Source organism: Sphaerisporangium sp. NBC_01403, assembly GCF_045040145.1.
GTDB classification, from domain to species: Bacteria; Actinomycetota; Actinomycetes; order Streptosporangiales; family Streptosporangiaceae; genus Sphaerisporangium; species Sphaerisporangium viridialbum.
The window spans coordinates 9,153,270-9,170,222 of record NZ_CP109534.1 but is presented as its reverse complement, the minus strand read 5'-3'; the positions used below and the strand labels follow the sequence as shown (position 1 = coordinate 9,170,222).

Sequence of the window (16,953 nt, the reverse complement as noted above, 5' to 3'; positions counted from 1 at the left end):
CTTTGGGAGAATCGCCGGGTGAGGAGCCTTTTTATCCGTCCGAGAGCCGCTGCGGATCTGCCTGGCTGCGTGGACGCTCTCGCCGCGGTGCAGGCCGCTGATCGATACCCGGTCGACTGGCCTGCCGACCCGGTGCGGTGGCTGACGCCCTCTGATCTTGTTCGCGCGTGGGTGGCGGTTGGGGGGTCCGGCGTCGTCGGCCACGCCGGACTCTCACAACTGGACGCGGCCACGCTGGAACCGGCCGTGGCCGCGGCCCTCGGCGAGCCGGTCGGGCCTGTCGGGTCCATCACCCGGCTCTTCGTCACGCCAGAGGGACGGGGCCGTGGATGCGCCGCCCTCCTTCTTGACACGGTTCGCAAGGAGGCGGTCGCACTGGGGTTGCCTCTCATGCTCGACGTGTCCGACGAGGGTCACGCGGCCATCGCCCTGTACGAGCGTGCCGGCTGGCGGCGTGTGGCGAGCGCTCGCGCACGCTGGCTGAACAAAGCGGGCGAACCCGCACTGCTGCACTACTACGTCAGTCCGGACGAGCCGCGCCCGGCGTAGAGAGCAGGCCAGCGGCACGCGTCCGGCGTAGAGAGCAGGCCGGCGGCGTCGCGCCCGGGTCTCAGCGCTTGCGGGCGGCGAGCCAGAGGGCGACGAGGGCGGCCAGCATGCCGACCGCGACGCCGATGGCGAAGTCACCGCCCTTGATGGCGGTCGTCGCGGACAGCATCCCGCCGATGCCGGCCACCGCCAGCGCGCAGACGACGATCAGGAGAACGGCCAGCAGGTAGAAGCGCTTGCTGAAGAACAGGCGCCCGCCCGGTGCCGGAGGCGGGGAGTCGATCTCGGCGGCGGGGCCCACGCTCGCGGCCTTGGGACGCTTGAAGTACTCGTAGTAGAGCCACGTGCCACAGGGCTCCCATCCGTCGGGCGCCAGCCGCTCGACCAGGGCGCGCCTGCCCTTGAGCGTCACGACGTCGCGGCGGTACTCCCAGCGCTGTGGCCGCTCGGGGTCGCGGTGGCTGACGAACATGCCTTTCTTGTCGACCTTCTCGACCTCCCAGCCCTGCTCGCCGAACTCGTTGAGGCGCCGCTCGTCGGCGAAGATGTCGGCCGTCCACACCCAGGTGCCGGCGGTGGGCCCCGACCCGGGCTCGACACCGAGCTGCGGGGCGAAGCCGGCGGCCGGGCCGAACTCCTCCTCGGGGTCCGTCCCGCTTTCCTGGACGTAGGCGGTGAAGTCGTCGATCGTGGCGGTGATCCGCTCCTGCGGGACGCCCCTGGCGCGCAGCAGGGCGGCGAGGTCGTCGAAGTAGTCGCCCATCACGCCTTCCCCTTGGTGAGCACGGCCCGCACCGACTCGTCGAAGGCGAGCCAGAGGGTGCCCTGCTCGGTCAGCGTCGCGCGGCCGTGGTCGGTGAGGCGGTAGTAGCGCCGGCCCGGGCCGCGCTCGGTGACCCGGAACTCGGCGGCCAGCAGGCCCGCCTCCTCCAGCCTGTTGAGCACGGGATAGAGGGTGCCGCCCTTGATCTGGCCGAGCCCGGCGTCCGCGAGGGTCTTGGAGATCTCGTAGCCGTAGCTCTCGCCCTCGGTCAGGCTGGCGAGCACCAGCAGGTCGAGGACCCCCTTGAGCCAGCTCGCGCGTCGGTCAGCAGCCACGACGCTCATTCTTGCACGGTAGCGGTGCTACCTATCCGGTCTGGCCGACTAGTGGGGACGAGGAGAAGCGACCGCGCGTCGACCAGGATGTGCAGCACGATGGGAAGCACCAGGCTGCCGGTCTTCAGGTACAGCACGCTGAGGCCGAAGCCGGCCAGAGTGACCACGAGCATGCCCTGCCAGCCCTGGTAGAGGTGCCCGGCGACGAACACCGCCAGCGCGAGACCGGCGGCGACGGGGACGGGCAGCCCGAGCACGTGCACGCCGAGCGCGATGAGCAGGCCCCGGTAGACGATCTCCTCGCACGCCCCCGCGGTGACGGACATCGCCAGGGCGAGCCGGCGCTCGACGGGCGTGCGCGGCAGCAGCGCCTCGTAGGCCGCCTGGCCGGGCACCCGGGTTCTCGACCTGGTGGCCCGCCTGATCATCAGCACCGCCACCGCCGAGGCGAGGGTGACCCCGGTGAGGGCCCCGGCGGTGGTCGCAGCGTCGGCCGGCAGCACGAACCCCGTGCGCGCCAGGCTGAGATCAGGGGACAGCCCGACGATCAGTAGCGCAACTCCGGTCAGCACCCACAACTCGGACATCCACCACACGAACATGCGGACGTACATCTGTCGGTCGCGCTCCAACCGGGCGTACGAGCGCTTGCCCAGCCATGGGCTCACGAAGGCTAGATAGGCGACCAAGGCCGCGGAGAGCGCCAGAGACATCACGTCTGTCCTTTCAAGTGCTGATGCGATCTAAATGGTAAAGCGAGCTAGTCAGTTATACAACCTATGTAGCTCAACGGCCTGAGAGGGAGTGCCGTGACGGCCCGCCTGCGAGAGCATTGGATGTCCGCGTCGCCTGATCGGAGTGATCATGTACGTCCCTCAGCACTTCGCCGCGCCCGACCTCCAGGCCGTCCACGAGCTTCTGGACCACTCCGGAGCCTCCGATCTGGTCACCTGGACCCCCCGGGGGATCATGGCCACCCTGCTCCCGTTCGTGTTCGACCCGGCCGCCGGGGAACACGGCGCCCTGCTAGGCCACCTGGCCAGGAACAACGAGCAGTGGCGCCACGGCTCGGACGCCGAGGCCCTGGTCATCGTGCGCGGACCCGACGCCTATGTCAGCCCGTCGTGGTACGCCACCAAGCGCGAGCACGGCCGCGCCGTCCCCACCTGGAACTACGTCACCGCGCACGTCTACGGCAGGTTCGTCGCGCACGACGACCCCGCCTGGACCGAGTCGCTGGTGAGGCGCCTCACCGGCAAGCACGAGTCGGACCGGCCGCTGCCGTGGTCGGTGGACGACGCGCCCGAGGCCTTCATCAAGGGACACCTACGCGCGATCGTCGGCGTGGAGGTCGTCATCACGCGCGTCGAGGCGAAGTGGAAGCTCAGCCAGAACCGCGGCCCCGCCGATGTCGAGGGCGTCACCGAGGGGCTGCTCACCGGAACCCCGCAGGACCACCTGGTCGCGGAGGCCATGCGAGACACCCAGCGGCGAACCGCGGGATGAGCACGCCATGCCGCCGTCGCACAGCGGCGTCGCGCGCCTGGACCCACCACCGGCCTAGGTGAGCGGCGTGCCGGCCGACCCGTCGCGGGCCTACGTGAGCGGCGTGCCGGCCGACCCGTCGCGGGCCTGGGTGCGCAGGGCGCGGGCGAGCTCGTCGCGGCCTTCCAGCACGAGCCGGCGCAGCCACCCCGGCGGCTCGGCGCTCGCGAGGTAGTCGTCGGTGCGCGCGATGGTGTCCTGTGACACCGCCCTCGACGGGTACGCCGCCCTGGCGAAGGCCTGGGTCACCTCGCTGGGCCACCGGCCCGCGACCGACTCGAGGACGGTGAAATACCTGTCGACATAGGGCCTGAGCAGCTCGGCGTGTTCGGGCTCGCGGAAGCCGTCGAGGGTCGCGCCGAGGATCGCGGTGGACAGCTCGCCCGAGACGATGCGCTCCCATGCCTCGGCCTTGCCCGCCGCGGTGCCGATCGCCGCCCGGCACGCCGCCGCGCTGCGCCTGCCGCCCGCGGTGGGGTCCTTGACCAACTCGGCGTCGATCTCGGCGTGACCGGCCCGCCCGTTGACGACCAGCCGCCGCAACAGCGCCCAGCGCAGGTCGGTGTCCACCGCCAGCCCCGGCAGCTCACTCGATCCGGAAAGGAGCCCGGCCACCACGGCGAGATGCTCGGCGGAGCCGGCGATCGTGGCGAACGCCTGGACGTAGGCCAGCTGCGCCTCGCCGCCCGGCTCCGCGCCCTCGGCCAGTTCGAGCAGGCCGCCGGCGAGCGCGCGCAGGCAGCTGGTACGTCCGGCCGGGTCGGTGTGCTGCCGGGCCGCCACGCGCGCCTGCTCAAGCAGGGTCCGTACGATCGAGGCGCTGCGCACCGATCGCACGCCGGACAGCACCAGCGAGACGTAGTCGCGGGCGGGGAGTTCGGCGTCGCGCACCATGTCCCAGGCGATCGTCCAGCACACCGCCTGCGCCAGCGGATCGGCGATCTCGCCGATGCCGGACAGCACGGTGCGCAGCGAGTGCGGGTCGAGCCTGACCTTGGCGTAGGTGAGGTCGTCGTCGTTGAGCAGCAGCAGGTCGGGCCGGGTCGCGCCGACGAGCTCTCCGACCTCGGTGCGCTCGCCGGCGATGTCCAGCTCCACGCGCCGCCGCCGTTCAAGGCCGGCGGGCCCCCGCTCGTACAGGCCGATCGCGATGCGGTGGGAGCGCAGCGTCGGGTGGTCGGCGGGCGCGGACTGCAGGACGGCGAACGAGGTGAACCGGTCATCGGCGTCGAGGACGAACGCGGGGCGCAGCGTGTTCGGCCCCTCCGTCTCCAGCCACTGGCTCGACCAGCCGGTCAGGCTGCGGCCGGACTCCTCCTCCAGCGCCTTGAGCAGGTCGGCGAGGGTGGTGCTGCCCCAGGCGTGCCGCTGGAAGTACCGGCGCAGGCCGGCCAGGAAGTCGTCGACGCCGATCGCGGCGACCAGTTGCTTGAGCACCGAGGCGCCCTTCTGGTACGTGATCGCGTCGAAGTTCACCTCCATGGACCTGATGTCGACGATGTCGGCGGCGATCGGATGCGTCGTCGGCATCTGGTCCTGCCGGCAGGCGTGGGCCTTGTAGCTGTCGGCGAAGGTCGCCCACGCCCCGGTCCAGCGGGTGGCCGCGACCTGGGCGAGCGTCGCGGCGTAGGTGGCGAACGACTCGTTCAGCCACAGGTCGTCCCACCAGCGCATGGTCACGAGGTCGCCGAACCACATGTGGGCCATCTCGTGCAGGATCGTGTTGGCCCGGCGCTCGTACGCGGCATCGGTCACCTTGGACCGGAAGAGATATTCCTCCTTGAAGGTCACGCAGCCGGGGTTCTCCATCGCGCCGAAGTTGATCTCCGGCACGAACAGCTGGTCGTACTTGGCGAACGGGTACGGCAGCTGGAAGGCCTGCTGGTAGAAGTCGAGCCCTCGCCTGGTGACGTCGAAGACGGCCTCGGCGTCCAGGTGCTCGGCCAGCGAGGCCCGGCAGAACAACCGCATGGGGATGCGCTGCCCGTCCGGCCCGAGGTACTCGTCCGCCACCCCGTGGTACGGGCCGGCGACCACCGCGCCGATGTAGGTCGGCAGCGGGGGCGTCGGGGGGAAGTGCCAGCGCCGCGCGTCGCCGAGCGGCTCGCACGCGGACTCGGCCATGTTGGACACGACCTCCCAGCCGGCCGGCGCGGTGACGGTGAACCGGAACGTCGCCTTGAGGTCGGGCTGGTCGAAGCAGGCGAACACGCGCTGCGCGTCGGCGGTGGCGAACTGGCTGTGGAGGTACACCTGGCCGTCGACCGGATCGGTGAAGCTGTGCAGTCCCTGCCCGGTGTGCGAGTACGCGCAGTCGGCGACCACGCGTAGCTCGTTCTCCCCCGCGAGGCCGGGCAGCGGGATGCGGCCGGTCGCCGGGTCGTACAGTGCGGGGTCGATGGCGGACCCGTTGAGGACCACCTCGCGCACCTCGGCGTCCACCAGATCGCAGAACACCTCGGCCCCCGGCTCGGCACAGCGGAACCGCACGAGCGTCGTGGAACCGAACCGGTCAGGCCCCGTCGTCAGGTCGAGCTCGACCGCGTAGGACTCGACCGTCAGCAGTCGGGTGCGCGCCAGCGCCTCATCTCGTGTCAGATTCCCAGCCACGCCGCCACCATAGCCGCAGGACGCCTGTCTCCGGCGAGATCACTCAGCCGGCCACAGGTGGGCGCTTGTCAGGCGGACGGCGCCCTCGGCCTGGTGCCTCGCGAAACGCGAGCGGATCCTCGGCCGCGCACCCCGCGCGTTCGCCGACTGGGCGGCACGGAACGCCGCGGCCTTCAGATGATCCACCCGCACGAGACCGGCTATGCGGTGGCCATTTCGCGGAGTCTCAGCACCGACCTCCAGTTGCGAGTGGTCGCCGCGACGCCGAGCTTCTTCTCCACGAAGGCGTTGCTCAGCTTGGTACGGCCGTAGCCGTCGGGGACGTGCACGTACACCTCCCGTCCCACAAGGGCCAGCGATCCGGTCTCCCCCGGCGGCGAGGCCAGCGCCCCGGCCTTGTCCGCGCCGGGGTCGGCGGCCAGGAAGGTGACGAGGAGCTTCGTCAGGTCGTCCTGCTCACCCAGGAACGGGTTCGACGTGAGGACCGCGTCCAGCTCGGCGGCGGTGCGCAGCAGGACGCCGACGTCCTTGCCGAGCCCGTCGGAGATCCCCTTCCTGATCTCGGTGACGAGCCGGTCCTGGTCGCCGGACGGGGCGCCGAACACGATGTTGCCGGTCCGCAGGTAGGTCGTCACATCCTCGTAGCCGAACCCGATGAAGACCTCTCGCAGGTCGGCCATGGCGATCGAGGAGTTCCCGCCGATGTTGATGCCGCGCAGCAGCGCCACGTACCGGGTCATGGGTCAGGATCCTAGAACTCCTGTCCGAGACCGGTCGAGCGGTCTTGAGTCCGCCCCTGCGCGGTGCCCCGGGGTCGACGCGCCGGCCGAGGCGTGCGGCTTACGCCCGGCCAGAGTGACCTAGCCTTCGTGCCGCTCCCGCCACTCGCGCACCACGCGTTCGACGTCGAAGGGCATCAGGTTGAGCGGGGGGCCGGAGAGCCCGGTGCGGATCGCCTCGCGGATCTTCTCGTTGATGTCCGCCACGATCTTCCGTACCTCGGGCTCAGCGGTGGCACGCGAAGCCGCGGCGAGCGCGTCCTCCGCCTCCTTGCGCAGGGCGAGCGTCGGCGGCAGGTAGGAGACGTTCTCGCGGCGCATCTTCTGCTTGACCCACCACATCTCGTCGAGCGGCTTGTCGAGGCCGGGGATCGGCTTGCCGGTGCCGGGCAGGTCGTCGAACTCGCCCCGCTCCATCGCCTCGCGGATCTGCCTGTCGACCCAGGTCTCGAAGCTGACGCCGGGCGGCTTGCGCTCTGTCATGGCTGGCTCTCCCTGAGGTGCCGTTCTCAGACGAGGACTGTCGCTTCTGATCCTTTTCGCGAGCGTTCGATGGTCCCGATGATAGTTATCGCCGAGCGCGCCCCCGGCGCCGGGACTCGCGTTCGGGGGCAGGTCAGCCGTCCGCTCTGCCAGGATGGGCGACCTCAGCAGCGGTGAGCGAGGGTCTTGCGGGGGAACGCGTTGCCACAGGTGCGGGTATCGCCGGAGTAGTCGTTCAGATCATCGGTGCACACGTCGTTCACCGTCGTCGTGCACTTGTTGGTAGCCACGCACTCGCCGTCGATCGTGTGCGTGCAGTACTCATCGTCCTCTTCTACATCCTCGTCCACCGGCGCGTCCGGGTCCTCGTACCCGATGGCGGCGTCGACGCCGTCACCGCCCTTGCTCCGCGCCCGGTAGGTGTCGCCGTACGGAACGCGGAAGCTGCCGTCCTCGGCCTTCCTGCCGACGGGGGCGACATGGCCGTCGATACGGATGTAGTACCAGGCGTAGCCGCGTTCGTCGTCGTCGCACCTGATGTTGGAGACCCGGACGCGCGTGGACTTCTTCACGCATACCCGGACGCGGTCGTCCACATCGGTGATGGCGACCTTGGAACCGATGCCGCCCTTGGCCATGGCCCGAGGCGCCGCCGACTTCGGCCCCTTGAACCCGCCCCCATTCGCTTTCTTCCCGACGGCGGGAATCTTCGCCTCCCACGGCAGGAAATACCAGGTGTATCCCGCTACCACGTCATCACAGGGGCGATAACCGCGCCGAATCCGGCTGCTCTTCTCGACGCAGATCTCGATGACCTGCGCCTCTTCCTCTTCCTCCTGCGCCGTCTCCTGCGTCGCCGGCTGGGTGTCCGCGATCGCGGGCGGATCCGTGACGGGAGGAGACGAACTACAGCCCGCGACCGCGGACGCCAGCAGAACCAGGAACGCGACCCGCATCACCGTCGGCGACAAATAGCACCCGTTTCTCGGCACACAGCAGTTTTCACTGATCAACGTCAGACCCGGCCGCCGGGTTCCGCGATGGAGAGATCATTCGATCACATCGCGACAGATGTCGAAACCACTGTGCCGTGGACATTCGACCTCACCGGCACGAGGGCAGTAGTAGATATCGGAGCAACCACAGTCGAAGAAATGCGGCAAAGGATCAGGAGTAGTCACCTGCCCATGAGCGGGCATTGACCCTCGCCAGCTTATCGAGCAGAGCTTCTGGTTCTGCGCGAGGCCGCGAACCACGCGACAAGGCCGACTCCGCAGAAGACGGCCGGGAACAGCATGAGCGCGCCCACGGCCCACAGGCCGCTGTCATCCGACATCGCGGCGTCGAGGGTCCAGGACGCCCACATGACACCCCCGATGGTGAGCGTGCCGATGACGGGATGGCCACGCCACCCGGCGAGAGCGGCGAGGATCCCGAGCACGATGACCAGCCCGGCTATCTGCCACGCCTGGTAGGGACCGCTGACACTGCCGTCCGGCTTGACGTCCCGTTCCTGACCCCATCCGAGCCACGCGAGGTAGTTCGCCAGAGTCGCCGACGCCAGGAGCACACCAACCGCGGCACTCCTCAGAAGACGATGCCCGCGCGGCACTCCGTCGCTCATTGCGGCTCACTCTCTTCCGGCACCAGGGATCGGGCCGTCAAGGTCATCGGGAGGGACCGTCACAGCCGTGGCCGTCGAAGCAGCTTATAACCGGACCGGCATCGTCAGTTCGGGTATTGGTCACAGCTCCACCGTCGGGTGACCCTGCTCTCTGGCTCTTGACCCCCCGGCCCAAATTCCGCCGATCAGCGGGGTGAAGGTGAGGTCAGCGGTAGCGGAAGCCGTCGAGGAAGCGGCGGAAAAGGCCGCCGGCGCGGGGCAGGGGCGGGCCCGGTGGCGGGGCGACCGGGCGTTGACGGGCGATGGGCTGGTCGTAGTCGGTGCGCGCGATGGCGTCGACGACCTGCTCCTCGTCGAAGTCCTCGGAGCCCTCGATCATGGGGACGAAGCCGACGAGCATCCCGTCGCGCATCACCTGGGCTTCGAGGCCCGCGGTGCCGTCGGTGTCCCATTCGGCCTCACGCCCGCCCGGCAGTGACACCCGTATCCCGAACTGGTCGATGCCGACCCTCGCCAGGTGGCCGTCTATGCCACGCTCGCGCAACGCGTCGACGACCCGCCGTGCCCGGTTCTCTTCCACCTCTCCCAAGATAATGCGACCGTGTCGTGCCCGCTCAGATGGCTACGTGACGGACGCGCCCGACGGCGGCGAGACCGCCGGCCTGCTGATCCGCGGCGCCGCGCCGGTGGCGACCTGCGACGAGGGCGGCCGGGCCCACCGCCCTTCCCGACTTGCCCGAACGAACGGGAAATATGGCTTTTTATCCCTTTTGTTTCTGACATGGGAACGCGCCAAAATGTCCGTCAGCTCGGTAAAAGCATTCTGGAAGAAGACGACGGCATCTCCGGTCGTGCAGGCTTCGATCGACCACGTCGGCGATCTACCGCCTCGGCCGGCACCGCTCCCCCACAACGGATCCGCCCTGTACGCCGATCGCTGATCCGCCCCGAAGTGGAGAAGGAATCATGCCGCTCGAAAGCCGGGTCATCCCGTGGTTCTCTGCTCATGGAAAGGGAATTTCGATATGCCGCACGACGAAACGACCTTGCACACGACCGCGCGACCGGCGAGACGCTTCAGCGCGAGGAGATTGAGGCGAGCCGCCTTCAGCACGGCCGTCGCCCTGGTGGTGGGCCTGATCACCACGACCGCCGGCGCCGGCGCGAGCGCCATGCCCCGCGAGCCCTCCGTTGGACCCGCCAGGTTCGCCCCCGGCTTCACCCACGGCAACGTGACCGTGAACGGCGGCACCCTCCACTACGTCAAGGGCGGGTCGGGCCCGGCCCTCGTGCTCCTGCACGGCTGGCCGTCGACCTGGCTGATGTGGCGCCAGGTGATGCCCGCGCTCGCCGCCCAGCACACGGTGATCGCCTTCGACCTTCCGGGCCTCGGCGACTCCTCCATCCCCACCGGCGGCTTCGACAAGGTCACCACCGCGCAGCGGATCCGCGAGGCCGTCCACAAGCTGGGCTTCACGCAGGTGGAGCTGCTCGGCCACGACCTCGGCACCCTGATCGCCTACCCGTACGCACGCGACTACCCCAACGAGGTCACGCGGTTCGCCGTGATCGAGTCGCCGCTCGCCGGCTTCGGCCTCGAAGACCTCTACGGGCTCAGCTGGCACTTCCGGTTCAACATGTCCCCGGCGCCGATCCCCGAGACGATCATGGACGACGCCGACGTCAGCACCTACCTCAACATGATGTACAACTTCAGCCACAACGGGCAGGGCATCGACCGTGAGGCCTACTACAGGGCCTACGCCAACCCGGCGAGGCGCCACGCGGGGTACGAGTACTACCGGGCGTTCGCCGCGGACGCCGTGAACAACCAGGCGAACGCCTCCAACCGGCTGAGCATGCCGGTGCTGGCGATCGGCGGGCAGTACTCCTTCGGCACCGGCGTGGCCGGCTCGTTCGACCAGGTCGCCGACGACGTCCGCCCCGTCGTGGCCCCCGACGCCGGTCACTTCGTCCCCGAGGAGAACCCGGCCTTCCTCGCCGACTGCGCGAACCTGTTCTTCGGCGCCCAGAACACCCCGCCCCAGCGGCCGGAGCTCGCCGGCTGCGTGCGGTAGCCCGTAACACCCGCTCACATCAGGGCCGTACGGAACCCCCCGTTCCGTACGGCCCTTCGATGCGTTCAGGGGCGCAGATAGTCCCTTTTTCCTAGGGATTCGATAGGTTAGGTGGGTGGATTTCGACTACACAATGGCGATCGGGTCGTTCCTGGTCGCCATCGTCGTCGGGCTGACCGGCATGGGCGGCGGCGCGCTGATGACGCCCATGCTGGTCACGTTCTTCGGCGTGCCGCCGCTCGCCGCGGTCTCCAGCGACCTGGTGGCGGCGGCGGTGATGAAACCGGTGGGCAGCCTGGTCCATCTGCGGCAGGGGACCGTCAACCTCAAGCTGGTCCGCTGGTTGTGCGCGGGATCCATCCCGGCGGCGTTCTGCGGCGTACTGATCGCCAGGGCGTTCGGCGACGGCGCGGAAGTCCAGGAGGTGATCCAGAAGGCCCTGGGCGTCGCCCTCCTGATCGCCGCCACCGGCCTCGCCATACGGGGCTACCTCGCGATGAAGGACCGGGCCGAAGGCCGTACCGCGGCGACCGGCCGCCGTACCGCCGAGCCGGGCGAGCCCGCCTCGACCGGGCTGCCCTCGGTCACCGTGCGCCGGGTCCCGACCGTCCTGATCGGAGTCGTCGGCGGGCTGGTGGTCGGCATGACCTCCGTCGGCTCCGGCTCGCTGATCATCGTGGCGCTCCTCGCCGTGTATCCCCGGCTCAAGGCCAACCAGCTCGTCGGCACCGACCTGGTCCAGGCGGTGCCGCTCGTCATGTCCGCCGCGCTCGGCCACCTGCTGTTCGGCGACTTCAAGCTCTCGGTCACCGCCGCGCTCCTGGTCGGCTCCATCCCCGGCGTCTACATCGGCTCGCGCATCTCCTCCCGGGCGCCGGGCGGGCTCATCCGCCGCGTGCTGGCGTTCGTGCTGCTCGCCTCGGCGCTGAAGATGTTCCAGGTCAGCAACACCGTCACGGTCTGGGTGCTCATCGGCGTCCTGCTCGCGGCCCCGATCTTCTGGATGTTCCTGCGCACCAGGAACGGCCTGCCCGCGCTCCCCTGGGCGCCCGCCACCGCCGGCCGCGAGGACACGGCCGCCGCCAGGAAACCCGACGAATGACCAGGTAGAAGCCTCTCCCGGCGACCGGATCGAAGGAAAGGAGGAAGGTCTCCGCTCCACCGATGAGTCCGCGCCAAGGACGTCGTTCCGCTCAGGCGGCGAGGGCGTCCAGGATCTGCTGGCCGTACTTCGCCAGTTTGTTCTCGCCGACGCCGCTCACCTTGCCCAGCTCGGCCAGGGACGACGGCGACCCGGTCGCGATCTCGCGCAGGGTCGCGTCGTGGAAGATGACGTAGGCGGGCACACCCTGCTCCTTGGCGGTGGCGGCCCGCCAGGCGCGGAGCCGTTCGAAGACCGGCACGGCCTCCTCCGGCAGCTCGGCGGCGGGGGCCGTGCGACGGGTCTTGGCGGCCCCTGGAAGCTTGGCCGGGCGCTCGGGCTCGCGGCGCAGCGGCACCTCGCGCCGCCGGGCCAGCACCTCGCCGCTCGCGTCGGTGAGCACCAGCGTGCCGTAGTCGCCCTCGACCCCGAGGAGGCCCTGGGCCAGGAGCTGGCGCACCACGCCGCGCCACTCGACCTCGCTCAGCTCGGTGCCGATGCCGAACACGGTGAGCGAGTCGTGATCGAACTGGACGACCTTGGGGGTTCTCTTCCCGAGCAGGATGTCGATGATCTGGCCCGCGCCGAACTTCTGGCGCCGCTCGCGCGCGAGGCGGACCACGGTGGACAGGAGCTTCTGGGCGGCGATCGTGCCGTCCCACGACTCCGGCGGCGACAGGCAGGTGTCGCAGTTGCCGCAGGTGGCGCTCTGCTGGCCGAAGTACGCGAGAAGCCGCACGCGGCGGCACTCGACCGTCTCGCAGAGGGCGAGCATGGCGTCGAGGTGGCCGCCGAGGCGGCGGCGGTGGGCGTCGTCCCCCTCGGAGGTGTCGATCATCTTGCGCTGCTGCACGACATCCTGGAGGCCGTAGGCCAGCCAGGCCGTGGAGGGCAGGCCGTCGCGCCCGGCACGGCCGGTCTCCTGGTAGTAGCCCTCGATGGACTTGGGCAGGTCGAGGTGGGCGACGAAGCGCACGTCGGGCTTGTCGATGCCCATGCCGAAGGCGATGGTCGCGACCATGACGATGCCGTCCTCGCGCAGGAAGCGCGCCTGGTTGGCCGCGCGGGTGCGGGCGTCGAGCCCCGCGTGGTACGGCAGCGCGGGGATGCCGTTGCCGACCAGGAACTCGGCGGTCTTGTCGACCGAGGCCCGCGACAGGCAGTAGACGATGCCCGCCTCGCCGGGGTGCTCGTCGCGCAGGAGCTTGATCAGCTGGCGCCTGGGCTCGCTCTTGGGGGCGATGCGGTACTGGATGTTGGGGCGGTCGAAGCTCGCCACGAAATGGCGTGCCTCCCGCAGGTTGAGCCGGGCGGCGATCTCGGCGTGGGTGGCCTCGGTGGCGGTGGCGGTGAGCGCGATGCGGGGGACGTCGGGCCAGCGCTCGTGCAGCATGGAGAGGGCCAGGTAGTCGGGCCGGAAGTCGTGCCCCCACTGGGCCACGCAGTGGGCCTCGTCGATCGCGAACAGGGAGATCGCGCCCCGGTCGAGCAGCCGCAGCGTGGAGTCGACGCGCAGGCGCTCGGGGGCGAGGTAGAGCAGGTCGAGCTCGCCCGCCAGGAAGGCGGACTCGACCCGCCGCCGCTCGTCGCCGTCCTGCGTGGAGTTGAGGAAGCCCGCGCGCACACCGAGGGCCGTGAGGGCGTGGACCTGGTCCTGCATGAGGGCGATCAGGGGTGAGACGACGACGCCCACGCCCTCGCGCACGAGCGCGGGGATCTGGTAGCACAGTGACTTGCCGCCGCCCGTCGGCATGAGCACGAGCGCGTCACGGCCCGAGACGACGTGATCGATGATCTCCTGCTGGCCTTCGCGGAACGACTTGTAGCCGAAGACGCGGTTGAGCACGCGCAGGGCGTCGCTCGCCTCGGGGCCGCTGTCGGGAGAGGTCACCGCGTCAGTCTACGAGGATCCGCCGGCCGTGAAGGGCGGCACGAGACGTCCTGTGGACAAGGGGTCTTCAGGCCTGGAAGACCCTTCCGCTGATGTAGTCGGCGAGCACCAGCGCCGCGCCCTCGGCGTCGGCCACCGGGTGACGCTTCTCGGCGGACTGCCAGGAGTAGTAGGCACCGCCGTACCCCACGAAGACCCACAGCGGCAGGCCCACGTCCGGGCGGTGCACGAGCAGCGCGGGCATGCTCGCCCGAAGGTCGGCGTCCACGCCGAGACCGGTCAGATGGTCACGCAGCCGCAGCAGTTTGGTCCCCTCGTCGGTGACCTCGGAAGTGATGCCGCCGGCCGCCTCCCTAACGATGATCGCGTCCATGTCGTTCCTTCCCCGCGTTTTTCCTAATTCAAGACAAACACCGCATCTCGCTCAGGAAGACCCCACTGCCGCCCCTCACCCGAATCGCACCCTCCCCCTAAGCGGTGATTCATCCGGAAATATCAGCATCCGTTCCTTTAATCGCATTCGTCGCAGACTCCGCCCGGGTCACATGAGCCCGAGCCGAGCAGGGAGATAGGATTCGGCACAACACGACGACGGAGACAATTAGCTCCGGGGTCGCGCGAGTCCAGAGAGCCGCCGGAAGCTGTGAAGGCGGTCTCGCGTCCCGGTGTGAAGACCCTCCCGAGTGCGGGGAGGAACGGCGAAGACCGCCCAATGCCCCGCCGGCCGGCCCCCGTCACCGGGCCGCACGAGGCCGCCGCCGAGGCGGCGGCGAAAGCGCGGTGGCACCGGGAGTTCCCTTCTCCCCCGCGCTCCCAAGGGATCGCTCATATTCCTCAAGGAGTGTGAAATGATCTCCCGAGTTCTCGCCGCCGACCTGCCCGGGCACGTCGGCCGCCGCGTCCGCCTCGCCGGCTGGCTGCACCGCCGCCGCGACCTCAAATCCGTGTCCTTCCTCGTGCTGCGCGACCGCTCCGGGCTCGCGCAGGTGGTTCTGCGCGAACCGCTCGCGCACCTGGCCGAGGAGACCGTCATCGAGGTCACGGGAACCGTCGCCGCGAACGGGCAGGCCCCGGGCGGCGCCGAGCTGGTCGACCCGGTGGTCGAGGTGCTCTCGGCCCCGGTCGAGCCGCCGCCGTTCGACCTGTACAGGCCCGTCGTCGGCGGCACCCTGCCCACGATCCTCGACCACGCCCCGGTGGCGCTGCGGCACCCGCGCCTCCGGGCCCCGTTCGAGATCGCCGCCGCGGGGGTGGCGGGGTTCCGCGCCACGCTCGACGGGCTCGGCTTCGTCGAGACGTCCACGCCCAAGATCGTGGCCTCGGCGACGGAGTCGGGCGCCAACGTGTTCGGCATCGACTACTTCGGCAAGCCGGCCTTCCTCGCCCAGTCGCCGCAGTTCTTCAAGCAGGCGCTGGTCGGGGTGTTCGAGCGGGTGTACGAGGTGGGGCCGGTCTTCCGGGCGGAGCCGCACGACACGGCGAGGCACCTGGCCCAGTACACGAGCCTGGACGCCGAGCTCGGTTTCGTCGAGGACCACCGCGACGTCATGGCCGTGCTCACCAGGGCCATCGCCGGCATGCACGCGGCCGTCGCGGAACGGGCGGCGACGGCCGCCGCCCTGCTGGAGATCGACGTCCCGCACGTGCCGGAGGAGATACCGGCGATCCACTTCGCCGACGCGCAGGAGCTCCTGGCCCGGCACACCGGGGAGGACCCGCGTGGCGAGCCGGACCTCGCCCCCTCCCACGAGCGCTGGCTCGGCGAGTGGGCTCTGCGCGAGCACGGGTCGGAGTTCCTGTTCGTCACGGGATACCCCATGGTCAAGCGCCCGTTCTACACCCATCCCGACCCGGCGAGACCCGAGTACTCCCGCAGCTTCGACCTGCTCTTCCGTGGCCTGGAGCTGGTCACGGGAGGCCAGCGGCTGCACCGTCACGCCGACTATCTCGCCGCGCTGGCCGCCAGGGGCGAGGACCCGAAGGCCTACGAGGGCTACCTGGCGGCCTTCGCACACGGCATGCCGCCCCACGGCGGCTTCGCGATCGGGCTGGAACGCTGGACCTCACGCCTGACGGGCGCCGCGAACGTCCGCCAGACCACCCTGTTCCCGCGCGATCTGCACCGCCTGAGCCCCTGACCGCATGACGACGGCCCCCCGGCACCGTGGCGGTGCCGGGAGCCGTCGGACATAGGGGGCAATGGTGTTCAATTGCCTGGTGACGACCATCGCGCCTACCGGGGCCCAGCACACCATCGAGGCCGGCGGCTTCCAGGCCGTCGTCACCGAGGTCGGAGCGGGCCTGCGGAGCCTGACCCACGAGGGCCGGCCGCTCGTCCTCGGCTACCCCGAGCACCACGCGCCGTTCGGGTCGGCGGGGCTGCCCCTGATCCCGTGGCCGAACCGCATCAAGGACGGCCGGTACGAGTTCGACGGCGAGGAGCGGCAGCTCGCGCTCACCGAGCCGAAGACGGGCAACGCCGCGCACGGCTTCTCGCGGTCGTTCCCGTGGCGGCTGTTGTCACGCGAGGACGGGTCGGTGACGCTCGGGCTGCGGCTGTTCCCGCAGCTCGGCTACCCCCACATCCTCGACCTCACCATTGCCTACACGCTGGGCCCCTCGGGGCTCACGGTCGAGACGACCGCGCGGAACTCCGGGGACACCGCCGCGCCGTACGGCTTCGGCGCCCATCCGTACCTCACGCTCGGGGAGCCCGTCGACGGCGCCGTGCTGGAACTTCCTGCGAGCCGGTGGCTTCCGGTCGACGAGCGCAAGATCCCCGTCGGCAGGCGCGACGTCGAGGGCACCAAGTACGACTTCCGGACCGCGCGCCCGATCGGCGAGACGGTGCTCGACACCGCGTTCACCGGCCTGGCGCGCGGCGCCGACGGGCTCGTCCGCGTCAGGCTCACCACCGGGGACGGCACCCGGGGCGTCGAGCTGTGGGGGGCCGAGGGCATCGGCTGGCTCCAGCTCTACACCGGCGACACCCTCGCCAAGGAGCACCGCCGCGAGGGCCTCGCGGTGGAGCCGATGAGCTGCCCGCCCAACGCCTTCCGCACCGGGGAGGACGTCGTCCGCCTCGCCCCCGGAGACGAGGTCGCCCACCGGTGGGGCATCGGCCCGACCTAGCCTGAGAGCCGGCCCGTACGGCG

General features: G+C 70.2%; 18 protein-coding genes. 7 read left to right on the top strand and 11 right to left on the bottom strand.

What is annotated here, in order from left to right; translation table 11 throughout:
• The first annotated feature begins 69 nt into the window (after positions 1-69).
• Entirely contained in the window at positions 70-549 is a 480-nt protein-coding gene (locus tag OG589_RS41340) for a GNAT family N-acetyltransferase (RefSeq protein WP_405144211.1), read from the top strand.
• Between the two features lie 61 nt (positions 550-610).
• Here the strand turns inward: OG589_RS41340 and OG589_RS41335 are convergent, their stop codons facing one another.
• From OG589_RS41335 to OG589_RS41325, 3 genes are read right to left on the bottom strand one after another with little or no spacing between them, the layout of a single operon-like run.
• On the bottom strand, positions 611-1,312 hold the full coding sequence (locus OG589_RS41335) for a hypothetical protein (protein WP_405144209.1): 702 nt from the start codon (positions 1,310-1,312) through the stop codon (positions 611-613).
• Positions 1,312-1,647: a PadR family transcriptional regulator gene (locus tag OG589_RS41330; protein ID WP_405144208.1), complete on the bottom strand. Its 336-nt coding sequence runs from the start codon at positions 1,645-1,647 to the stop codon at positions 1,312-1,314. Before OG589_RS41330 ends, OG589_RS41335 begins: the two co-directional genes overlap by 1 nt.
• Positions 1,648-1,652: 5 nt before the next feature.
• Positions 1,653-2,360, bottom strand: coding sequence for a CPBP family intramembrane glutamic endopeptidase (locus OG589_RS41325; RefSeq protein WP_405144207.1), 708 nt, complete (start codon positions 2,358-2,360; stop codon positions 1,653-1,655).
• A 151-nt stretch (positions 2,361-2,511) separates the two neighbouring features.
• On the opposite strand from OG589_RS41325, the gene OG589_RS41320 reads away from it, so the two are divergent.
• Complete coding sequence (locus OG589_RS41320) at positions 2,512-3,153, top strand: FMN-binding negative transcriptional regulator (RefSeq protein ID WP_405144206.1); 642 nt, start codon at positions 2,512-2,514, stop codon at positions 3,151-3,153.
• Between the two features lie 90 nt (positions 3,154-3,243).
• Here the strand turns inward: OG589_RS41320 and pepN are convergent, their stop codons facing one another.
• The 6 genes from pepN to OG589_RS41290 form a co-directional block, all read right to left on the bottom strand.
• The gene (gene pepN, locus OG589_RS41315; protein ID WP_405144205.1) at positions 3,244-5,802 is read right to left on the bottom strand and encodes an aminopeptidase N; all 2,559 of its coding nucleotides are present in this window, start codon (positions 5,800-5,802) and stop codon (positions 3,244-3,246) included.
• A gap of 200 nt (positions 5,803-6,002) precedes the next feature.
• Positions 6,003-6,542: a DUF1697 domain-containing protein gene (locus OG589_RS41310; RefSeq protein WP_405144203.1), complete on the bottom strand. Its 540-nt coding sequence runs from the start codon at positions 6,540-6,542 to the stop codon at positions 6,003-6,005.
• 120 nt (positions 6,543-6,662) lie between these two features.
• Positions 6,663-7,064: a DUF1992 domain-containing protein gene (locus OG589_RS41305; RefSeq protein ID WP_405144201.1), complete on the bottom strand. Its 402-nt coding sequence runs from the start codon at positions 7,062-7,064 to the stop codon at positions 6,663-6,665.
• Between the two features lie 164 nt (positions 7,065-7,228).
• Positions 7,229-8,020 (bottom strand): hypothetical protein, encoded by a 792-nt coding sequence (locus OG589_RS41300; protein WP_405144200.1) that lies wholly within the window; start codon positions 8,018-8,020, stop codon positions 7,229-7,231.
• Positions 8,021-8,277: 257 nt separating this feature from the next.
• Positions 8,278-8,634 (bottom strand): hypothetical protein, encoded by a 357-nt coding sequence (locus tag OG589_RS41295; protein WP_405144198.1) that lies wholly within the window; start codon positions 8,632-8,634, stop codon positions 8,278-8,280.
• A gap of 259 nt (positions 8,635-8,893) precedes the next feature.
• Complete coding sequence (locus OG589_RS41290) at positions 8,894-9,268, bottom strand: hypothetical protein (protein WP_405144196.1); 375 nt, start codon at positions 9,266-9,268, stop codon at positions 8,894-8,896.
• Between the two features lie 46 nt (positions 9,269-9,314).
• Between OG589_RS41290 and OG589_RS41285 the strand changes: the two genes are divergently transcribed.
• The 3 genes from OG589_RS41285 to OG589_RS41275 all read left to right on the top strand — a co-directional run bounded on the left by OG589_RS41285 (position 9,315) and on the right by OG589_RS41275 (position 11,868).
• A complete protein-coding gene (locus tag OG589_RS41285) occupies positions 9,315-9,629 on the top strand; it encodes a hypothetical protein (protein WP_405144194.1) in 315 nt (104 codons plus the stop codon).
• Between the two features lie 150 nt (positions 9,630-9,779).
• Complete coding sequence (locus OG589_RS41280; RefSeq protein WP_405144192.1) at positions 9,780-10,766, top strand: alpha/beta fold hydrolase; 987 nt, start codon at positions 9,780-9,782, stop codon at positions 10,764-10,766.
• 115 nt (positions 10,767-10,881) lie between these two features.
• The gene (locus OG589_RS41275; protein WP_405144190.1) at positions 10,882-11,868 is read left to right on the top strand and encodes a sulfite exporter TauE/SafE family protein; all 987 of its coding nucleotides are present in this window, start codon (positions 10,882-10,884) and stop codon (positions 11,866-11,868) included.
• Between the two features lie 91 nt (positions 11,869-11,959).
• Here the strand turns inward: OG589_RS41275 and recQ are convergent, their stop codons facing one another.
• Both recQ and OG589_RS41265 read right to left on the bottom strand, forming a co-directional pair.
• Positions 11,960-13,798, bottom strand: a complete 1,839-nt coding sequence (gene recQ / locus OG589_RS41270) for a DNA helicase RecQ (RefSeq protein ID WP_405144189.1) — start codon at positions 13,796-13,798, stop codon at positions 11,960-11,962.
• A 67-nt stretch (positions 13,799-13,865) separates the two neighbouring features.
• Positions 13,866-14,171 (bottom strand): hypothetical protein, encoded by a 306-nt coding sequence (locus OG589_RS41265; protein ID WP_405144188.1) that lies wholly within the window; start codon positions 14,169-14,171, stop codon positions 13,866-13,868.
• Positions 14,172-14,646: 475 nt separating this feature from the next.
• Between OG589_RS41265 and aspS the strand changes: the two genes are divergently transcribed.
• Together aspS and OG589_RS41255 are read left to right on the top strand one after the other, a co-directional pair.
• Positions 14,647-15,936 carry an aspartate--tRNA(Asn) ligase gene (gene aspS / locus OG589_RS41260; protein ID WP_405144186.1) on the top strand — a complete coding sequence of 430 codons (1,290 nt, stop codon included), beginning with the start codon at positions 14,647-14,649 and terminating at the stop codon, positions 15,934-15,936.
• A gap of 79 nt (positions 15,937-16,015) precedes the next feature.
• Complete coding sequence (locus tag OG589_RS41255) at positions 16,016-16,930, top strand: aldose 1-epimerase family protein (RefSeq protein WP_405144185.1); 915 nt, start codon at positions 16,016-16,018, stop codon at positions 16,928-16,930.
• Positions 16,931-16,953: the final 23 nt, after the last annotated feature.